Origin of the sequence: Paragemmobacter straminiformis, assembly GCF_014243445.1 — a bacterium.
GTDB lineage: Bacteria > Pseudomonadota > Alphaproteobacteria > Rhodobacterales > Rhodobacteraceae > Paragemmobacter > Paragemmobacter straminiformis.
Map to the genome: position 1 here is coordinate 590423 of NZ_JACLQD010000001.1, position 18182 is coordinate 608604.

Annotated in this window: 15 protein-coding genes; 12 read left to right on the plus strand and 3 right to left on the minus strand. The window is 66.8% G+C overall.

Annotated features, from left to right (window positions below; genetic code table 11):
• The first annotated feature begins 65 nt into the window (after positions 1 to 65).
• From mmsA to H7F16_RS02820, 6 genes are all read left to right on the plus strand, one after another.
• Entirely contained in the window at positions 66 to 1598 is a 1533-nt protein-coding gene (gene mmsA, locus H7F16_RS02795; protein ID WP_185796019.1) for a multiple monosaccharide ABC transporter ATP-binding protein, read from the plus strand.
• Positions 1598 to 2800 (plus strand): multiple monosaccharide ABC transporter permease, encoded by a 1203-nt coding sequence (gene mmsB, locus H7F16_RS02800; RefSeq protein ID WP_185796020.1) that lies wholly within the window; start codon positions 1598 to 1600, stop codon positions 2798 to 2800. The genes mmsA and mmsB overlap by 1 nt, the downstream gene beginning before the upstream one ends.
• Positions 2801 to 2807: 7 nt before the next feature.
• Positions 2808 to 3800 carry an AraD1 family protein gene (gene araD1, locus H7F16_RS02805; protein WP_185796021.1) on the plus strand — a complete coding sequence of 331 codons (993 nt, stop codon included), beginning with the start codon at positions 2808 to 2810 and terminating at the stop codon, positions 3798 to 3800.
• A gap of 13 nt (positions 3801 to 3813) precedes the next feature.
• Positions 3814 to 5556 carry an L-arabinonate dehydratase gene (araD, locus tag H7F16_RS02810; protein WP_185796022.1) on the plus strand — a complete coding sequence of 581 codons (1743 nt, stop codon included), beginning with the start codon at positions 3814 to 3816 and terminating at the stop codon, positions 5554 to 5556.
• A gap of 8 nt (positions 5557 to 5564) precedes the next feature.
• Complete coding sequence (locus H7F16_RS02815; RefSeq protein WP_185796616.1) at positions 5565 to 6476, plus strand: Gfo/Idh/MocA family protein; 912 nt, start codon at positions 5565 to 5567, stop codon at positions 6474 to 6476.
• Positions 6477 to 6968: 492 nt separating this feature from the next.
• Positions 6969 to 7961, plus strand: coding sequence for a substrate-binding domain-containing protein (locus H7F16_RS02820; RefSeq protein ID WP_185796023.1), 993 nt, complete (start codon positions 6969 to 6971; stop codon positions 7959 to 7961).
• A gap of 64 nt (positions 7962 to 8025) precedes the next feature.
• Here the strand turns inward: H7F16_RS02820 and H7F16_RS02825 are convergent, their stop codons facing one another.
• The 3 genes from H7F16_RS02825 to H7F16_RS02835 are packed head-to-tail and all read right to left on the minus strand — an operon-like array spanning position 8026 to position 10960.
• Positions 8026 to 9000, minus strand: coding sequence for a carbohydrate kinase family protein (locus tag H7F16_RS02825; protein WP_185796024.1), 975 nt, complete (start codon positions 8998 to 9000; stop codon positions 8026 to 8028).
• A complete protein-coding gene (locus H7F16_RS02830) occupies positions 8997 to 10136 on the minus strand; it encodes a Gfo/Idh/MocA family protein (RefSeq protein WP_185796025.1) in 1140 nt (379 codons plus the stop codon). The genes H7F16_RS02825 and H7F16_RS02830 overlap by 4 nt, the downstream gene beginning before the upstream one ends.
• A gap of 2 nt (positions 10137 to 10138) precedes the next feature.
• Complete coding sequence (locus tag H7F16_RS02835) at positions 10139 to 10960, minus strand: class I fructose-bisphosphate aldolase (RefSeq protein WP_185796026.1); 822 nt, start codon at positions 10958 to 10960, stop codon at positions 10139 to 10141.
• A 189-nt stretch (positions 10961 to 11149) separates the two neighbouring features.
• Here H7F16_RS02835 and H7F16_RS02840 point away from each other — a divergent pair, with 189 nt between their 5' ends.
• The 6 genes from H7F16_RS02840 to H7F16_RS02865 all read left to right on the plus strand — a co-directional run bounded on the left by H7F16_RS02840 (position 11150) and on the right by H7F16_RS02865 (position 18120).
• Positions 11150 to 11992 (plus strand): phosphogluconate dehydrogenase C-terminal domain-containing protein, encoded by an 843-nt coding sequence (locus tag H7F16_RS02840; RefSeq protein WP_185796027.1) that lies wholly within the window; start codon positions 11150 to 11152, stop codon positions 11990 to 11992.
• The gene (gene nanR / locus H7F16_RS02845) at positions 11992 to 12714 is read left to right on the plus strand and encodes a transcriptional regulator NanR (protein ID WP_185796028.1); all 723 of its coding nucleotides are present in this window, start codon (positions 11992 to 11994) and stop codon (positions 12712 to 12714) included. The genes H7F16_RS02840 and nanR overlap by 1 nt, the downstream gene beginning before the upstream one ends.
• Before the next feature lie 66 nt (positions 12715 to 12780).
• Positions 12781 to 14493 carry a D-apionate lactonase family protein gene (locus H7F16_RS02850; protein WP_185796029.1) on the plus strand — a complete coding sequence of 571 codons (1713 nt, stop codon included), beginning with the start codon at positions 12781 to 12783 and terminating at the stop codon, positions 14491 to 14493.
• Positions 14490 to 15500, plus strand: a complete 1011-nt coding sequence (locus H7F16_RS02855; RefSeq protein ID WP_185796030.1) for a Gfo/Idh/MocA family protein — start codon at positions 14490 to 14492, stop codon at positions 15498 to 15500. Before H7F16_RS02850 ends, H7F16_RS02855 begins: the two co-directional genes overlap by 4 nt.
• Positions 15497 to 16741: a ribulose-bisphosphate carboxylase large subunit family protein gene (locus H7F16_RS02860; RefSeq protein WP_185796031.1), complete on the plus strand. Its 1245-nt coding sequence runs from the start codon at positions 15497 to 15499 to the stop codon at positions 16739 to 16741. The genes H7F16_RS02855 and H7F16_RS02860 overlap by 4 nt, the downstream gene beginning before the upstream one ends.
• Positions 16741 to 18120 (plus strand): four-carbon acid sugar kinase family protein, encoded by a 1380-nt coding sequence (locus H7F16_RS02865; protein WP_185796032.1) that lies wholly within the window; start codon positions 16741 to 16743, stop codon positions 18118 to 18120. Before H7F16_RS02860 ends, H7F16_RS02865 begins: the two co-directional genes overlap by 1 nt.
• Positions 18121 to 18182: the final 62 nt, after the last annotated feature.

The window sequence follows — 18182 nt, forward strand, 5'->3', positions numbered from 1 at the left end:
CTGACCCAAGTCACGGCCCGCCCCCGAGCCTGTCGGGGGCGGGCCTTTCTTCACCGGAGGGATAAATGGCGACGCTTCTGGAAATGCGCGGGATTACCAAGGTCTTTCCGGGCGTGAAGGCGCTGGACCACGTGAACCTGACGGTGGAACAAGGCGAGATTCACGCGATCTGCGGCGAGAACGGCGCGGGAAAATCGACGCTGATGAAGGTTCTGTCGGGGGTTTACCCGCACGGGTCCTATGAGGGCGAGATCATCTATGACGGCGCGCCCCTGCACTGCCGCGGCATCCGCGACAGCGAGGCCAAGGGGATCATCATCATCCATCAGGAACTGGCGCTGGTGCCGCTTTTGTCGATTGCCGAGAACCTGTTCCTTGGCAACGAGGTGGCAAAGCGCGGGGTCATCAACTGGCCGGAGTGCTTCCAGAAAACCGAAAGCCTGCTGAAAAAGGTGGGGCTGTCGGAAGCGCCGACAACGCAGGTCGGCAAGCTGGGCGTGGGAAAGCAGCAGCTGATCGAGATTGCCAAGGCCCTTGCGAAAGATGTGCGCCTGCTGATCCTTGACGAACCCACGGCGGCCTTGCAGGAGAATGACAGCCAGAAGCTGTTGGACCTGCTTTTGGAATTGAAGCGGCAGGGGATCACCTCGATCCTGATTTCGCATAAATTGAACGAGATTTCGCGGGTCGCGGACCGCATCACCATCATCCGCGACGGCACTTCGGTTTCCACGCTGACGACCGATGCCATTTCCGAAGAGCGCATCATCCGCGACATGGTGGGCCGCGACATGGCGCACCGCTACCCCGACCGCACGCCGAAGCTGGGCGAGGTGCTGATGGAGGTCGAGGGCTGGAACGTCTGGCACCCCGAACAGACGGGCCGGCAGATGATAAAGGATGTGTCGATCAACGTCCGCAAGGGCGAGATCGTGGGCATCGCCGGGCTGATGGGCACGGGGCGGACGGAACTGGCGATGAGCCTGTTCGGCCATTCCTACGGGCGCAACATCTCGGGCAGGGTGAAGATGGGGGGCAAGGCCGTCGACACCTCGACCGTGACGCGCGCCATCGCGGCGGGGCTGGCCTATGTGACCGAGGACCGCAAGCAACTGGGACTGGTGCTTGAGGAACCGATCGTGAAGAACATCACGCTGGCCAATCTGGCGGGCGTGGCGACACGGTCGGTCATCAGCCGCGGACGCGAGCAACAGGTGGCCGAGGAATACCGCCGCGCCATGTCGATCCGCACGCCGAGCGTGTTCCAGAAGGTGGTGAACCTGTCGGGCGGCAACCAGCAAAAGGTGGTGCTGTCGAAGTGGCTGTTCACCGATCCGCAGGTGCTTATCCTTGACGAGCCGACGCGCGGGATCGACGTGGGCGCGAAATTCGAGATTTACACGATCATGAACGACCTCGTCGCCCAAGGGCGCGGGGTGGTCATGATCTCGTCGGAGATGCCCGAGCTTCTGGGCATGTGCGACCGTATCTACGTGATGAACGAGGGCCGGATCATGGGCGAACTGACCAAGGCCGAGGCCAGTCAGGAACGGATCATGGCGCTTATCCTGAAGAACGAAACGACAAAGGTGGCATGATGGCAGAGACAACGGCAGCCGGCGGCGGCAAGGGTATCGGCGCGCATCTGGGCGGGCATCTGCGCGAGAACGGGATGCTGATGGCGCTGGTCGCCATCGTTCTGTTCTTTTACGTGATCCTGCAGACCGTGCCGCAGAATCCGGTCGATTTCCTGTCGGCGCAGAACATCACCAACCTGTTCCTGCAAAACTCGTACGTCATCATCATGGCGCTGGGGATGCTGCTGGTGATCGTGGCGGGGCATATCGACCTGTCCATCGGGTCGGTCGTGGGCTTTACGGGTGCTGTCGCGGCGGTGTTGACGGTGAACATGGGCTTGCCGGTCTATGCGGTGATCCCCGTCTGCCTGCTGATCGGGGCCTGCATCGGCGCGGCGCAGGGCTACTGGATCGCCTATTGGCGGATCCCGTCGTTCATCGTGACGCTGGCGGGGATGCTGGTGTTCCGGGGACTGACGCTGTGGCTTTTGAACGGGCAGAACGTCGGCCCCTTCCCCAAGACATTCCAGTCGCTGTCGACCGGGTTCATTCCCGATGCCTTCGGCGTCGACAAGCCGAACGTGACGGCACTGGTCATCATCGCGGTGGCGGCTGCCATCGTGGTCTGGCTGGGCTGGCGCGCGCGCAGCCGCGATCAGGAATTCGGGATCACTCCGGAACCGATGGCGATGTTCGTCGCGCGCAACATCGTGGTGACGGCGGCGCTGATGTTCGTGGGCTACAAGCTTGCCACCTTTCGCGGCCTGCCGAATGTGGTCGTGGTGCTGGGGCTGTTGACGGTGCTTTACGCCTTTTTCACCGAAAGCACGACGACGGGGCGCCGCGTCTATGCGCTGGGCGGAAACGAGAAAGCGGCGAAGCTGTCGGGCATCAACACCGACCGTCTGGTGTTCCTGACCTTTGTCAACATGGGGGTTCTCGCCTCGCTTGCCGGAATGATCGTGGCGGCGCGGTTGAACTCGTCCACGCCCAAGGCGGGGGTGGGGTTCGAGCTTGACGTGATCGCGGCCGTTTTCATCGGCGGGGCGTCGATGACCGGCGGGTCGGGCAAGATCATCGGGGTGGTGGTCGGCGCGCTGATCATGGGGGTGATGAACAACGGCATGTCCATTCTGGGCATCGGCATCGATTACCAGCAGGTGATCAAGGGGCTGGTGCTTCTGGCCGCCGTGATCTTCGACGTTTACAACAAGAACAAGTGAGGGCGTCATGCTGATTTCCCAGATCATCGGGCCCGACGGCAAGACCGCCGTCGTGGTGCGCGAGGGGTCGGAGGCCGCCGTGCTGCGGGCCACACCCAGCACCTATGCGCTGGCGATGGAGGCGGCGGGGTCGCGCCGTCCGGTCGCCGCAGTGGTGGCCGAGCGCGGGCTTGGCGAGGCGGTGGACCTGCCCTCGCTTCTGGCGGCGGGGCGGGTGACGCTGCCGATCACCCATCCCGATCCGGTGCATATGCATCTGACCGGAACGGGGCTGACCCATCTGGGAAGCGCCTCGGCCCGCAATGCGATGCATGCCAAGCTGGAAGGCGCCGAGGTGCTGACCGACAGCATGAAGATGTTCCGCATGGGCCTCGAGGGCGGGCGGCCGCAGGCGGGTGCCGTGGGGGCGCAGCCGGAATGGTTCTACAAGGGCAACGGCACGACCGCCGTGGCCCCCGGCGGGGCGTTGACCATGCCCGGCTTTGCCGAGGACGGCGGCGAGGAACCCGAGATCGCGGGCATCTATGTCATCGCCCCCGATGGCGCGCCCTGCCGTCTGGGCTGGGCCTTGGCGAACGAGTTTTCCGACCATGTGACCGAGCGGGTGAATTACCTGTGGCTGGCGCATTCCAAGCTGCGGCAGGCCTCGTTCGGCCCCGAAATCCTGATCGGGGATCTGCCCGCCGATGTGCAGGGCACCAGCCGCATCCATCGGGGCGGCGCGGTGGTCTGGGAAAAGCCCTTCGTCTCGGGCGAGGCGAACATGTCCCATAGTTTCGCCAACCTTGAACACCACCACTTCAAATATGACATCTTCCGCCACCCCGGCGATGTGCATGTGCATATGTTCGGGACCGCCACGCTAAGCTTTGCCGACGGGTTCGGCACGCAGGCGGGCGATGTTTTCGAGATCGAGGCCGCGCCCTTCGGGCTGCCGCTGAAGAATACGCTTGCCAAGGCCCCCGCCATAGATGGCACCGTGGCCGTGACCGCCCTTTGAAAGGAAGCCCGAAATGACCTTCAAACCCGCCGCATGGCCCCGCAAGTTGCGTTCGCAGGAATGGTTCGGTGGCACGGGCCGCGACCAGATCTACCATCGCGGATGGATGAAGAATCAGGGCTTCCCGCATGACCTGTTCGACGGGCGGCCGGTCATCGGCATCCTGAACACCTGGTCCGAGCTGACGCCCTGCAACGCGCATCTGAACGACCTTGCCCAGCGCGTGAAGCACGGCATCTACGAGGCGGGCGGCTTTCCGGTGGAAGTGCCGGTGTTTTCGGCCAGCGAAAGCGCCTTTCGCCCCACGGCGATGATGTTCCGCAACCTGGCGGCGATGGCGGTCGAGGAAGCGATGCGCGGGCAGCCGATGGATGGCTGCGTGCTGCTGGTCGGATGCGACAAGACCACGCCCAGCCTGCTGATGGCGGCGGCCTCGACCGACCTGCCGTCGATCGTGGTGACGGGCGGGCCGATGCTGAACGGCTATTACAGGGGCGAACGGGTCGGGTCGGGCACGCATCTGTGGAAGTTTTCCGAGGCCGTGAAGGCGGGCGAGATGACGCAAGCCGAGTTTGCCGAGGCCGAGGCGTCGATGAGCCGCTCTCCGGGGTCGTGCAACACGATGGGCACGGCAAGCACGATGGCAAGCATGGCCGAGGCGCTTGGCATGGCGCTGTCGGGCAATGCCGCCATTCCGGCGGTGGACAGCCGCCGCCGCGTGATGGCGCAACTGACCGGGCGGCGCATCGTGCAGATGGTGAAGGACGATCTGAAGCCTTCGGACATCCTGAAGAAAGAGGCCTTCGAGAACGCGATCCGCACCAATGCGGCCATCGGCGGGTCGACCAATGCGGTGATCCACCTGCTTGCCATCGCCGGGCGCGTGGGGGTCGACCTGACGCTGGACGACTGGGACCGCTGCGGGCGCGATGTGCCGACGATCGTGAACCTGATGCCGTCGGGCAAATACCTGATGGAAGAGTTCTTCTACGCCGGCGGCCTGCCCGTGGTCATCAAGCGGCTGGGCGAGGCGGGCTTGCTGCACAAGGACGCGCTGACCGTTTCGGGCGAGACGGCCTGGGATCAGGTCAAGGATGTGCAGAACCACAACCCCGATGTGATCCTGCCTGCCGACAAGGCGCTGACGAAATCGGGCGGGGTTGTCGTGCTGAAGGGCAATCTTGCGCCCAAGGGGGCGGTGTTGAAGCCCAGCGCCGCCACGCCGAGCCTGATGGTGCATCGGGGCCGCGCGGTCGTGTTCGAGGATATCGACGACTACAAGGCCAAGATCAACGACGAGGCTTTGGACATCGACGAAACCTGCGTCATGGTGCTGAAGAACTGCGGGCCAAAGGGCTATCCCGGCATGGCCGAGGTGGGCAACATGGGCCTGCCGCCCAAGGTGCTGCGCAAGGGCATCACCGATATGGTGCGCATTTCCGATGCGCGCATGTCGGGGACGGCCTTTGGCACGGTCTGCCTTCACACCTCGCCCGAAGCGGCTGTTGGCGGGCCGCTCGCCGTGGTGCGGAACGGCGATTTCATCGAACTCGACGTGCCGAACCGCCGCCTGCATCTGGACATTTCCGACGAGGAACTGGCGCAGCGGCTGGCGGCATGGACGCCCACGCATTCCGAGTTCGACTCGGGCTATGGCTGGCTGCACCAGCGGCATGTAGAGGGTGCCGATACGGGCGCGGACCTCGATTTCCTCAAGGGCAGCCGCGGGGCGCCCGTGGGGCGGGATTCGCACTGATGGGGCGGATGAAGGTCGCGCTGGTCGGGATCGGCAAGATCGCGCGGGACCAGCATGTTCCGGCGCTCGCCGCTTCGGGCGATTGGGAATTGGCGGCAACCGTCAGCCGTGCGGGCACGGTCGAGGGGGTCGAGGCCTACACCGACTTTGCCGCGATGCTGGCGGCGCGGCCCGATATTCCGATGGTCTCGCTGTGCCTGCCGCCGATGCCGAGATTTGCCTATGCCGAGGCCGCGCTGAAGGCGGGGCGGCATGTGATGCTGGAAAAGCCGCCGGGGGCGACGCTGGCCGAGGTGCATGCGCTCGAGGCTTTGGCCGCGGCGCAGGGCCTTACGCTTTACGCCACATGGCACAGCCGGATGGCCGAGGCGGTGGCGGCGGCCAAGGCGTGGCTGTCGGATAGGGTGGTGCGCCGCGCGCATATCACCTGGCGCGAGGATGTGCGCAAATGGCACCCCGGTCAGGACTGGGTCTTCGAGCCGGGCGGGATGGGGGTGTTCGATCCCGGGATCAACGCGCTGTCGATCCTGACCGAAATCCTGCCCGCCCCCGTGCATGTGACCGCCGCCACGCTGGAATTCCCCGAAAACCGCGACACGCCGATTGCGGCGCAGATCACCTTTTCGGGCGGGGTCAGCGCCGATTTCGACTGGCGTCAGGAAGGCCCGCAGACATGGGATATCGAGGTCGAGACCGACAAGGGGCCGATGGCCCTGCGGATGGGGGGAAACCGGCTCGAGATCGGCGGGGTCGAGGCAGGGGGCGTCAATTCCATCATGGGGGAATATCCCGCCCTTTATGCGCAGATGGCAGCACTGGTGCGCGCGGGGCGGTCGGATGTCGACCTGTCGCCCATGGTCCATGTGGCCGATGCGCTGACGCTGGGCAAAAGGGTCGTCACGGCCCCGTTCCATTTCTGAAATGAAAGAGGGTCCGGACCTTGCCGTCCGGACCCTATCGACAGGCTCTGCCCATCGTTCATGCCACGGTTTGACCGCCGCGGCCGCCTGCCGCTGGGGACAGCAGGGGGCCGGTTGCCGAAACTCGTAATGCAATCATAAAGCGTGATACTCGAACCGCACTTGTCACTGCGCGCTGGGACTGCTTCGCGCTGGCACGGGCCATGACACGCCGACCCTTGATCCGCCAGAGAGGGACAACTGCCCTGACGCCCTTGGGTTTACCGATTAACCTTACGCAAACAGCAATAACACGACCGTACAACAAGGTGCAGTCAAGTTTGCGTAGTGCGGATTTTCCGAACAGGGGTGCGACAGACAGACGAAGCGAAAAACCTATACTTTGGATCAGTTACCAAGACGGCGGCCGATCCGTGCAAGCGGGGTTCTGCGAATCCTGTTGCCCGTCCGGCGCATGGGGTTAGACTCGGGCAAAGACCAAAGAGGACCGGCGTGGCAGGCATTCGCGACATCGCAGAAAAGGCGGGGGCCTCGATCGCAACCGTGTCGCGGGTGATCAACGGTTCGGGCTATGTCTCGCCGGGGATGCGCGCGCGGATCGAAGCGGTGATCGCCGAATTGCAGTTCCGCCCCAACGCAGGCGCGGCGCTGATGCGGCGTGGGAAAAGCCGGATGGTGGGTGTGCTGCTTCCGGCGCTGGATGTGAAGTTCTTCGGCATCCTCGCGCATGTGATCGAACAGGCGCTGTTCCGGCGCGGCTACCACGCCTTCATCTGCTGCAGTTCCGAAAGCCCCGAGCACGAGGCCGAATACATCGCCGCCATGCTGGCGCAACGGGTGGACGGGGTGATCATCGCCTCGGTCGCCTCGGACGCTGCCGCCGCCGCACGGTTGACGGCGGCCGGCGTTCCCATCGTGGCGGTGGACCGTGCGATTGCGGGGGCGGTGACGGTCAAGGCCGACCATTACGCGGGCGGGCGCCTGATGGCCGGCTATCTGACCGGCTTGGGCCACAGGCGCATCGCGGTCATCGGCGCTCCGGAACATTCGACGCCGGTGCAAGAGCGGCTTGCCGGTGTCCGCGACGCGCTGGCCGGGGCGGGGCTGGAGCCTGTCGCCGTGGCGCTCGGGGCAAAGCATGGCTTCGAGGCCTGCCGCGACCTGCTGCTCGGCCTGCTCGACAGGGGCTTGGCGGCAGATGCGGTGATCGGATTGACCGACCTTGCCGCCCTTGGTGCGATCCACGCGCTGCACGAGCGCGGCATTTCGGTGCCGACGGATGTGTCGGTGATCGGCTTCGACGACATGCCGCTGGCGCGCTACATCATTCCGCAGCTGACCACCGTGGCCCAGCCCATCCGCGAGATCGGCGAGTTGGCGGTGGAACAGATCGTGCGGCTGATGACGGGCGAGGCGCTGAGCGATGCGACGCCCCCTGCCCTGTCGGTCGTGGTGCGCGGCACCACAGCCCCGCGAAAGACCTGAGCGGCTTTCATACTCGGACAAATATCCTCGGGTGGGTCCGGGAGGGCAGACAGCCCTCCCGGGGTCAAAGCAGGGCGACCAGGGGGGGGATGGATTCCGTGGCCGTGGCGCCTTTCAGCGCAGCCGCCGCCGCGCGGTGGCCAAGGCGAAGGCAGGCGTCGGGCTGCCAGCCTTCGTGGATGCCGTAAAGGCAGCCCGCGGCAAAGGCATCGCCCGCGCCGACGGGGCTGACGATGTCTTCGGGCATCACCGGGTCGGGGCGTCGGGTGATGCGGGTGCCGTCGGCGCCGAACCACAGGCCCAGCGCGGGGGTATGCAGGATCACGGCACGGGCGACACCTCCGGCCAAAAGCCGGGCGGCTGCGGCGGCAATGGCGGATTCGTCCGCGGCTCCGGCAATGGCGATGCCCGTGGCGCGGGCGGCTTCGACCTCGTTCAGGAAAAGGTAGTCGATATGGGGCAAGGCCGCTTCGACGGCGGCGCGGAATTCGGCGCGGTCGGTCGAGACAAGATCGACCGCCGTCTCCATCCCCGCCGCCTTGGCGCGGGCAAGCACGCGGCCAGCACCGGTCTGGCCCTGCTCGACAAGATCGAGCTGGCCCAGAAGGTTCAGGTAGCCGAGGTAGAAGATACGCGCCCCACGGGCTGCGGCGGATTCGACGGCGACGTCCTCTTCCGAGAGCAGGTCATTGGTGCCGGGGTGATAGAAAAAGGTCCGGCTGTCACCGGGCAGGTTCATCACATGGGTATGGGCGGTGGGGGCGCGGCCGGTCTGTTTCAGCCCTGCGCGGTCGGCACCTGCCCCCTTGACCGCCGCAAGGACGGTTTCGGCGTGGCGGTCGGTGCCGATCAGGCCCATCGCATAAAGCGGCAGGCCGGTGCGAAAGGCCGAGAGGGCAAGAAGGACGTTTGCGGCGCCGCCGCCGGTTCCCTCGACCTCGTCCCTGATGCGGACGAGGTCGCTTTTCTGCGGCCATGCCTCGATCGTGTGGACGATGTCCACGATCCAGTTTCCGGCACAGGCGATGCCGCGCTTCATGCGTAGGCGACCTTGACCGATTGGCCGGACTTGCCCGCCTGAAGTGCTGCGGTCAGCACGGCGTGGTGGGCGGCGGCCTCGGCCGGGGTGGCGCAGGGGAAGCCCTTGGCATCGCCCCCTGCCAGCTCGTCGACAAAGGCGGCCCACATCTGCTGGATGGCATCGGTAAAGCCGAATTCGAATATGCCGCCCGTGATGGCGGGGAACAGCGGGGTGTAGCCCAGATCCTCGGTGGCCCAAGCCTGCGGCCCGCCTGCCGTGTAATGCATATAGGACCATTGGCGCGGCGATTTGGTGGTGAAGAAGGCCGAGCCGTTCATGCCCAGCACGCGGATGGACCATGTGTTCGCCTCGCCCGGGGCGATGCGCCATGTTTTCAGCACCAAGGGGAACGCGCCGTCTGCATGGGGGACGGTGGCGGTGATGGTGGCGTTGTCCCATGTGTCGCAAGGGACGGTGCCGCCCTTGCCGTCGGGGCGGGTGGGGACGCGTTTGACAAGCGAGGCTGTGACGCTTTCGGGGCGCCAGCCAAGGCGGAGGGGCACGTGCAGGACATGCATGCCCAGATCGCCCATGCAGCCGTATTCGCCGTTCACGCGGGCCATGCGCTTCCAGTTCAGCGGCTTTTGCGGGTTGATGTCCGACGAATGGAGGAAGCACGCTTCCACTTCGAGGATCGGACCGATGGCGCCGGAGGTGACGAAATCAACGACCTTCTGCGCACCGGGGTAGAAGGGCATTTCCGAGGAGCAGCGGACGAGAAGATCGGGTCGGGCGGCGATGGCGGCCATGATGGTGGCGTTCTGCGCGGCATCCATGCCGAAGGGTTTCTCGCCCAAGAGGTGCTTTCCGGCGGCAAGGATCGCGGGGTAAAGCTCGGCATGCAGCACGTGGGGGACGGCGCAGTAGACGGCGTCGATGTCAGGGTTGGCGAGGAGTTCGCGGTAATCGGTCGTCTGCTGCATCGGGCCGAGGTGGTCGGCATACCAGCCCAGAAGCGCGGGGTTGGTGTCGCAGACGGCGACGATGCGGGGCTTGGCCTTCACATCGGTCAGGTGCAGCCAGCGGGCGGCGGCCGAGGCGAATTCGCGGCCCATCAGACCGCAGCCGATGATGCCGAAGCGGATCTCGCGCATGGTCAGATCATCTCCAAGGCGGTTTCGGGTGCGGTGCCTTCGTGGACGATGGCCATCAGCGCGCGGGTCATTCCCGCGGGGTTCGGATGCTGGACCACGTTGCGGCCATAGACGATGCCGCGCGCGCCTTGACGCATCAGCTCGGCGGTGCGCGACAGGATTTCGGCATCGGAGACACGGCCCCCGCCACGGACAAGGACGGGCAGACCTTGGGCGATTTCGATGACGCGGTGGTATTCGGCCACGTTCTCGCAGGGATCGGCCTTGATGATATCGGCGCCAAGTTCGGCGGCCTGCCGGACAAGCGGCAGGATCAGGTCGATGTTGCCGTCGACCATGTAGCCGCCTTTGGAATTGTCTTGCATCACAAGGGGTTCGACCATGAGCGGCATCCCCATGATCTCGCATTCCCGTTTCAGGCTGTTCACGTTGCGGACGCAGGCGCGGTAGACCTCGGGCTGGTTGGGCAGCAGCAGCAGGTTGACCACGACGCAGGCCGCATCGAGGACCACGCCCTGCTCGACAGCGCGGTCGATCACCTCGGAGAAGAGCGACGAGGGGAGCGGGGTGCCGTAGACATTGGCGATGTCAGTGCGCAGCACCAGCGCGGGGCGGGCCTTGCCGGGGATGGCTTGCAGGATCGGCGCGGTGCCGGGGGGAAGCTGGATCGCATCGGGGGCGGCGGCGGCGATGGTCTGGATCGCCTGTTTCATGTTCTCGATCCCGCCGAGGAAGGAGCGTTCGTTGAACATGCCGTGGTCGATCGCCACGTCGAAGCAATTGCCCGAGGGCGAGAAGAGGCGGTTCATGCGGGCGGATTTCATGGGGGCGACCTGTGCTGGAAACGTTTCCAGAAGGTTACTTGCCGCCACCCGCCTTGTCAAAAGCTTTGGTGGAGGGTTTTGCAGAAGGCGGAAATTCAACTGGTATGATGAGTATACATGCGCTAGACCCTTTGCCAAGCCGCCGGACGCGGTTGTTCAGCTTTGCGAAACCCTTGGAGGAAAAAGCACATGGCGAAATCGGTCGCGGTTCTGGGAGCGGGCGGGAAGATGGGTTTCCGTGTTACACGGAAATTCGTTGAAGCCGGGTATGACACCCGCGCGGTGGAGGTGGGCGACATCGGTCGCGCGCGTCTGGCCGAGGTGGGCATTGCGGCGGTCGACCAGACGGCGGGGCTGGACGGGGCCGAGGTGGTGGTTCTGGCCCTGCCCGACAGCCTGATCGGCAAGGTCGCGCACGAGATCGTGCCGAAGCTGGCTGCGGGGACGATGGTCGTGATCCTCGACGCTGCGGCCCCCTATGCGGGGGCGCTGCCGGAACGCGCCGATATCACCTATTTCGTGGGCCATCCCTGCCACCCGCCGCTTTACAACGACGAGACCGACCCCGCAGCACGGGCCGATGTGCATGGCGGCGTGGCCAAGCAGGCCATCGTCTGCGCGCTGATGCAGGGGCCCGAGGCGCATTACGAACTGGGTGCGGAAATCTGCCGAGTGATGTGGTCGCCCGTGATGCGGACGCATCGGGTCACGGTCGAGCAGTTGGCCATTCTGGAACCGGGGCTTTCGGAAATGATCGCCATGCCCTTTGTCGACATGATGGCGGAAGCGGTCGAGGTTTGCGCCGGGACATACGGCATCCCGCGCGAGGCGGCGTTCGACTTCCTGATCGGGCATCTGAATGTGGAAATCGCCATGTGGTTCGGCTATTCGCCCAAGGTGCCGTCGGATGCGGCGCTGCGGGTGATGGCCCATGCGCGGAAATATCTGATCAAGGACACATGGTTGGACGTTCTGTCGCCCCCCGTGGTCAAGGACAGCTGCGAGCTGATCGTGCAGGGCCGCACCGCCTGATGAGCGGGCCGATCCAGAAGCGCAAACTGGGCGAGGAGGTGCGCTTGCGCCTGCTTGCCCAGATCGAGGGCGGCGAATTGCGGCCCGGCGACGCGCTGCCCTCGGAGCGGGAACTGATGGAAAGCCTTGGCGTCGGCCGCCCCGCGATCCGCGAGGCGATGCAGGCGCTGGAGCGGTCGGGGCTGATCGGAATCCGCCACGGGGAACGGGCGCGGGTGGCGGAACCTTCGGTCGGGCGGATGGTCGACCAGATGTCCGAGGCGATGAAACATCTGCTGGTGCATTCCAACGCGAGTCTCGAGAACCTCAAGGATGCGCGGGTGACATTCGAGGTCGAGATGGCCCGGATCGCTGCGCGGCGGCATTCGGGAAGCGACCTTGAACGGTTGCGCGACACGGTGGCGCGGCAAGAGGCGGCGCTGGGTGACGGGGCGGCGTTCCGGCGGCTGGACGGGCAGTTCCACCGCGAGATTGCGGCGATCAGCGGCAATCCGATCTGGTCGGCGCTGTCGGACGGGCTGTTCCGCTGGCTGAACGATTTCCACGTCGATCTGGTGAGCGTGCCGGGGAAAGAGAACCTGACGCTGGCCGAGCATCGCGGCATCATTGCGGCGATTGCCACGGGGGATGCGGCGCGGGCGGCGGCGGCGATGGCGGATCACCTGAACCGCGCGAACGAGATGTATCGGCGCGGCGGCGGCGATTCCGGAATGCACAGGTGATGCAGACACGGGGTGCGCGGCCTTAGGGCTTTGGCAGGTTTCGTGAAGCAGGGATGAAGCACTGGTATGACGACTGGGGGCGGAGCGATGGAATATCAGGTCGGGCGGCTTTCGCTTCTGGTCGTCGAGGGTGATCTGCGGCGCATCTGTTTTGACGGGGTCGAGGTGCTGCGGCGGGTGTCCTATCCGGTGCGCGACGCAAGCTGGGGCACCTTTGCGGTGCGGACGGTTTCGGAAGCGGTCGAGCGGGATGCGGGGCGGTTGCGCTATGAACACCATTTCGCCGCGCGGGATGGCGGCTTTGCGGGGGTGTTTCGCGCCGAGATCGAGGAGGCGCATCTGGTGCTGACGGTCGAGATCGACGCCGCGACGGATATTGCGGTGAACCGCGCGGGGTTCACGCTGCTGCACCCTTTGCGCGGCGTGTCGGGGCAGGCGCTGGCGGTGACGCATGGCGACGGGTCGGTCGAGGCGCTGCGCTGGCCTGCGACGATCTCGCCCGGCCAGCCGGTGTTCGACATTGCGGGACTGGCGCACGAGGTCGCGGGCGTGCGGGTCGCCCTGACGATGGCGGGCGAGGTGTTCGAGATGGAGGACCAGCGCAACTGGACCGATGCGAGTTACAAGACCTATTGCCGCCCGCTTGCCCTGCCCCTGCCCTTTGCGCTTGGCCCCGATGCCCCCGTTCGGCAGCGGGTCGAGCTGCGCCTTGGCGGGCAAGCAGCCAAGGCGGCGGCGGGGGATGCGGCGCAAGAAGGTATCGTGCCCGAGGTCGCCGTGGCGATGGAGGCCGGACTGGCCGAGGCGGTCTTGCCGGGGTTTGCGGTGCAATTGCGGCTGCGGGCGGGGGACAGGGTGCCTGCGCTGGCGGGGCCGGTGCATCTGGAGATCGTGGTTGACGAAGGGTTGGACGGGTTGGCGCCCATCGCCGCCGCCTGCGCGGGGCTGGATGTGGCGCGGGTCACGGTGTTGACCGCGCCTTATCTGAAAAGCCACCAGCCCGAGGGGCCATGGCCCGACGGGCCGACCCCGATGGCGCTGGTGGCGAAAGCGCGGGCGCTGTTTCCCCGTGCCGCCGTGGGCGGGGGGATGTTCACCAATTTCACCGAATTCAACCGCTGCCGCCCCGATCCCGATCTGGTGGATTTCGTGACCTTCGGCGGGACGGCGGTGGTTCATGCCGCCGACGACATGTCGGTGCTGGAGACGCTTGAGGCCTTGCCCGGGGTCTTTGCCTCGGCGCGCGGCATCGCGCGGGGCAAGCCCTTGCATCTTGGGCTTTATTCGATTGGCATGCGGTCAAATCCCTATGCGGCGGATTGTGTGGCCAACCCCGCGCGCGAGCGTCTGGCGATGGTGCGCGACGACCCGAGGCAAGAGACGCGCTTTGCCGCCTGCTTTGCGGCGGGGGTGCTGGCCGGGGCAAGTGCGCAAGGGGTGGCATCGGTCGCGCTGGCAATGTCGGACGGCCCCTTGGCTGCGGGCGGGGCCGGTGGGGTTTGGCCGGTCTATCACGTGCTGCGCTTTGCCCGTGACCTTGCGGGCGCGGCGGCGCGGACCGGGGCGGGCGGGAGCATCCGCATCGAAACGGCGCGGGGGTCCATCATCGCGGTGGTTGAGGGGGCGGTGACGCTGCCCGCCGGTGCGCGCGGGCATGTGCTTTGCGCGGCGACCGAAGCGGCGGCGCGGGCGGCGGACTGGCTTGACGGGCCGCCGCAGGATTTGGGCGGGGTGCGGCTTTCGCGCTTCGATCTGGCTTTTCTGGAGGGACGGGCATGACGCATCGGGGCGTGCTGATCGGCTGCGGGTTCTTTGCCCGCAACCATATGGAGGCCTGGACGCGGCAGGCGGGGGTGAAGATCGTGGGGGTCTGCGACACCGACCCCGCCAAGGCCGAGGCTTTCGCGGCGGCCTACGGGGCCGAGGCGGGCACCGATGCGGCAGAGATGCTGGCGCGGTTGCGGCCCGATTTCGTCGACATCGCCACCACGGTCGGGTCGCACCGGGCGCTGGTCGAACTGGCGGCGCGCCATGCGCGGCTGGTGATCTGCCAGAAGCCCTTTGCCGAGACGCTGGACGACGGCGCGGCGATGGTGGCGGCCTGTGCCGAGCGCGGTGTCGTGCTGACGGTGCACGAGAATTTTCGCTGGCAACGGCCGATCCGCGAGATGAAGGCGCGGATGGACGGGCTGGGCAAGCCCCGCTTCCTGCGGCTGTCGTTCCGGCATGGCTATGACATCTATGCCAACCAGCCCTATCTGGCCGAGGTGCCGGACCTTGCCCTGACCGATGTGGGGCTGCACCTGTTCGACATGGCGCGCCATCTGATGGGCGATGTGGTGCGGGTGGCCTGCGAGGTGCAGCGGCGCAATCCGGCGGTGAAGGGCGAGGACGCCTTTACCGCGCTGCTGCGCCACGCCTCGGGGGCGGTGAGTTCGGTGGAATGCTCGTTTCATTCGGTGCTGGAGCCGGACCCGTTCCCGCAATCGCTGGCGCTGCTGGAGGGGGACGAGGGGTCGCTCGAGCTGACGCAGGGCTATGCGATGCGGCTGCACAAGGGCGGGCGGGTCGAGAGTTTCGACACGGAACCTGCCTGCCCCGACTGGGGGGCGAAGCCGTGGCATCTGATACAGGATTCGGTCGTGGCCTTTCAGGCGCATGTGGCGGCGGTGCTGGACGGGCGGGCCGAGGCGGCGCCTTCGGGGGCGCATAACCTCGGGACATTGCGGCTGACGCTGGCGGCGATACGGGCGGGGCAGACGGGACAAACGGTGGATCTGGCATGACACGCTTCGAGGCGGATTATCTGGTCGAGACGGGCTACGATCTGGCCGTGGCGGCCGAGGCGATGGCGGGCGAGCAATCGTCGGGCACCTTTCTGCCCGTGCCGGGGGAAACGCCCGAGCTGAAGGCGCGGGCGGCGGCGCGGGTCGAGCGGATCGAGGAGATGGGAGAGGTCGCGGCGGCCCTGCCCGGGGCGGGCAAAGGGTCGGGCGTGGTGCGGGCGGCAAAGGTGACGCTGTCATGGCCGCTTGCCAATATCGGGCCGAGCCTGCCGAACCTGCTGGCGACGGTGGCGGGAAACCTGTTCGAGTTGAAGTATTTCAGCGGCCTGCGCCTGCTTGACCTGCGCCTGCCCGTGGAATTCGTGCAGCGCTATGGCGGGCCTGCCTTTGGCGTTTCGGGGACGCGCAGGCTGACCGGGGTGCAGGGGCGGCCGTTGATCGGAACGATCATCAAGCCGTCGGTCGGGCTGTCGGCCGCGGATACGGCGGAAATGGTCGACCTGCTTTGCGCGGCAGGGATCGACTTTATCAAGGATGACGAGTTGCAGTCGGACGGGCCTGCCTGTCCGTTCGGGGACCGCGCCCGCGCGGTGATGGAGGTGATCAACCGCCATGCGGACCGGACGGGGCGCAAGGTCATGTTTGCCTTCAACGTCACGGGCGAGGTGGACGAGATGCAGGCGCGGCACGATCTGGTCGAGACGCTGGGCGGGACTTGCGTGATGGTCTCGCTCAACTCGGTCGGGTTGACGGGGTTCACGGCGCTGAAGCGGGCGGCGCGCCTGCCGATCCATGCGCATCGCAACGGCTGGGGCGCGCTGTCGCGGCATCCGTCGCTGGGGTTCGACTATGTGGCATGGGCCAAGCTGTGGCGCGTGGCGGGGGCGGACCATCTGCATGTGAACGGGATCAGGAACAAGTTCTGCGAAAGCGATGCGTCCTCGATCGCCTCGGCCCGTTCGGTGCTGCGCCCGATGTTCGCAGGGGGGCCGGGTTGCGAGGCGATGCCGGTGTTTTCCAGCGGGCAATCGGCGGCGCAGGCGCATGACACATGGGCGGCGCTGGGGTCTGTCAATCTTATCCATGCGGCGGGGGGCGGGATCATGGCGCATCCGGGCGGGCCTGCGGGGGGTGTGGAAAGCATGCGGGCGGCGTGGGAGGCCGCCGTTGCGGGCGTTCCTCTGGCGGTGGCGGCGCGCGAGAACCGCGCCCTTGCGCAGGCGGTGGGGCTGTTTTCGTGATGCCCTCCACTGATGCGCTGCCCGCCCCCGTTGCGCTGCCCGACCCTGTTGCGCTGCCTGATGGCGTGCTGCTGACATGGTATGGCGATGATTTCACCGGATCGGGCGCGGTGCTGGAGGCGCTGGAATTCGCGGGGTTGCCTGCGGTCCTGTTCCTTGGCCTGCCGTCGCCCGCGCTGATGGCCCGCTTTGCGGGCAAGCGGGCGGTGGGAATTGCGGGCGATGCGCGCAGCCGCGATCCGGCATGGATGGAGGCGCATCTGCCGCCCGTCTTTGCCGCGCTGCGGGCGATGGGCGGGCGGGTGCTGCATTACAAGCTGTGTTCGACCTTTGACAGCGCGCCGCATGTGGGCAGCATCGGCAAGGCCGCCGAACTGGGGATTGGCGACTGGGCGCCGCTGGTGGTGGGCGCGCCGAAGATCGGGCGCTGGCAGATGTTCGGCACCCTGTTCGCGCGCAGCCCGCAAGGCGTGGTGCGGCTGGACCGGCACCCGACGATGGCGGTGCATCCGACGACACCGATGCACGAGGCCGATGTGCGGCGGCATCTGGCGGGGCAGACGGATTTGCCGGTGGGGCTGGTCGATGTGCTGGCCTTGCAGGCGCGGGAGGGCGGGGCCGCCTTGGCCGCGGAACTGGCGGCGGGCGCGCGGATCGTGGCATTCGACGTGCTGGACCAGCAGACATTGGCCGAGGCGGGGCGGGTGATCTGGGCGCGGGCGATGGAGCGGCCGCTTTTCGCGCTGGGCTCGCAGGGGTTGGAAGAGGCGTTGATCGCGCATTGGGACCTGCCGCGCCCCGCGCCACGGCTGGCGGGGCCAGCGGGGCGGATCGCGGTCGTGTCGGGATCATGTTCGCCCGATACGGCGCGGCAGATCGCGGCTGCCGGGGCGGCGGGCTTTGCCGCGCTGCGGTTGGCGGCAGAGCGGGCGGTGGATGCGCGCGGCTGGGCGGAAGAGGTGGCACGGGTCGAGGCGGCGGCACTGGCGGCGCTGGAACGGGGGGAAAGCCCGCTTGTCTATACGGCGAGCGGGCCGGAGGATGCGGCCCTCGGGCGGGTGGCTGCGGCGCGCGCGGCGGCGGGGCTGGATGCGGTGGCGATGACGGCGCGCCTGTCGCAGGGTCTGGGCGGCATTCTGGCGCGTGTGGTGCGCAAGGCGGGGCTGACGCGGGCCGCGATTGCGGGGGGCGACACGTCGAGCCATGCCACGGCGGAACTGGGCTGCGTGGCGCTGACGGCCGAGGCGGCGATTGCGCCTTCGGTTCCGCTGCTGACCGCGCATTTCAACAGCGGGCCTGCGCTGGAACTGGTGCTGAAGGGCGGGCAGATGGGGGATGCGGGGCTGTTCGCGCAGATCCGCGACGGGATCAGGGCCTGACAGGCGGCGACCGGCCCCGGAGGTCTGGGGCCGGTCGCCAGAAGCGCCGCTGCGTCCTGTTC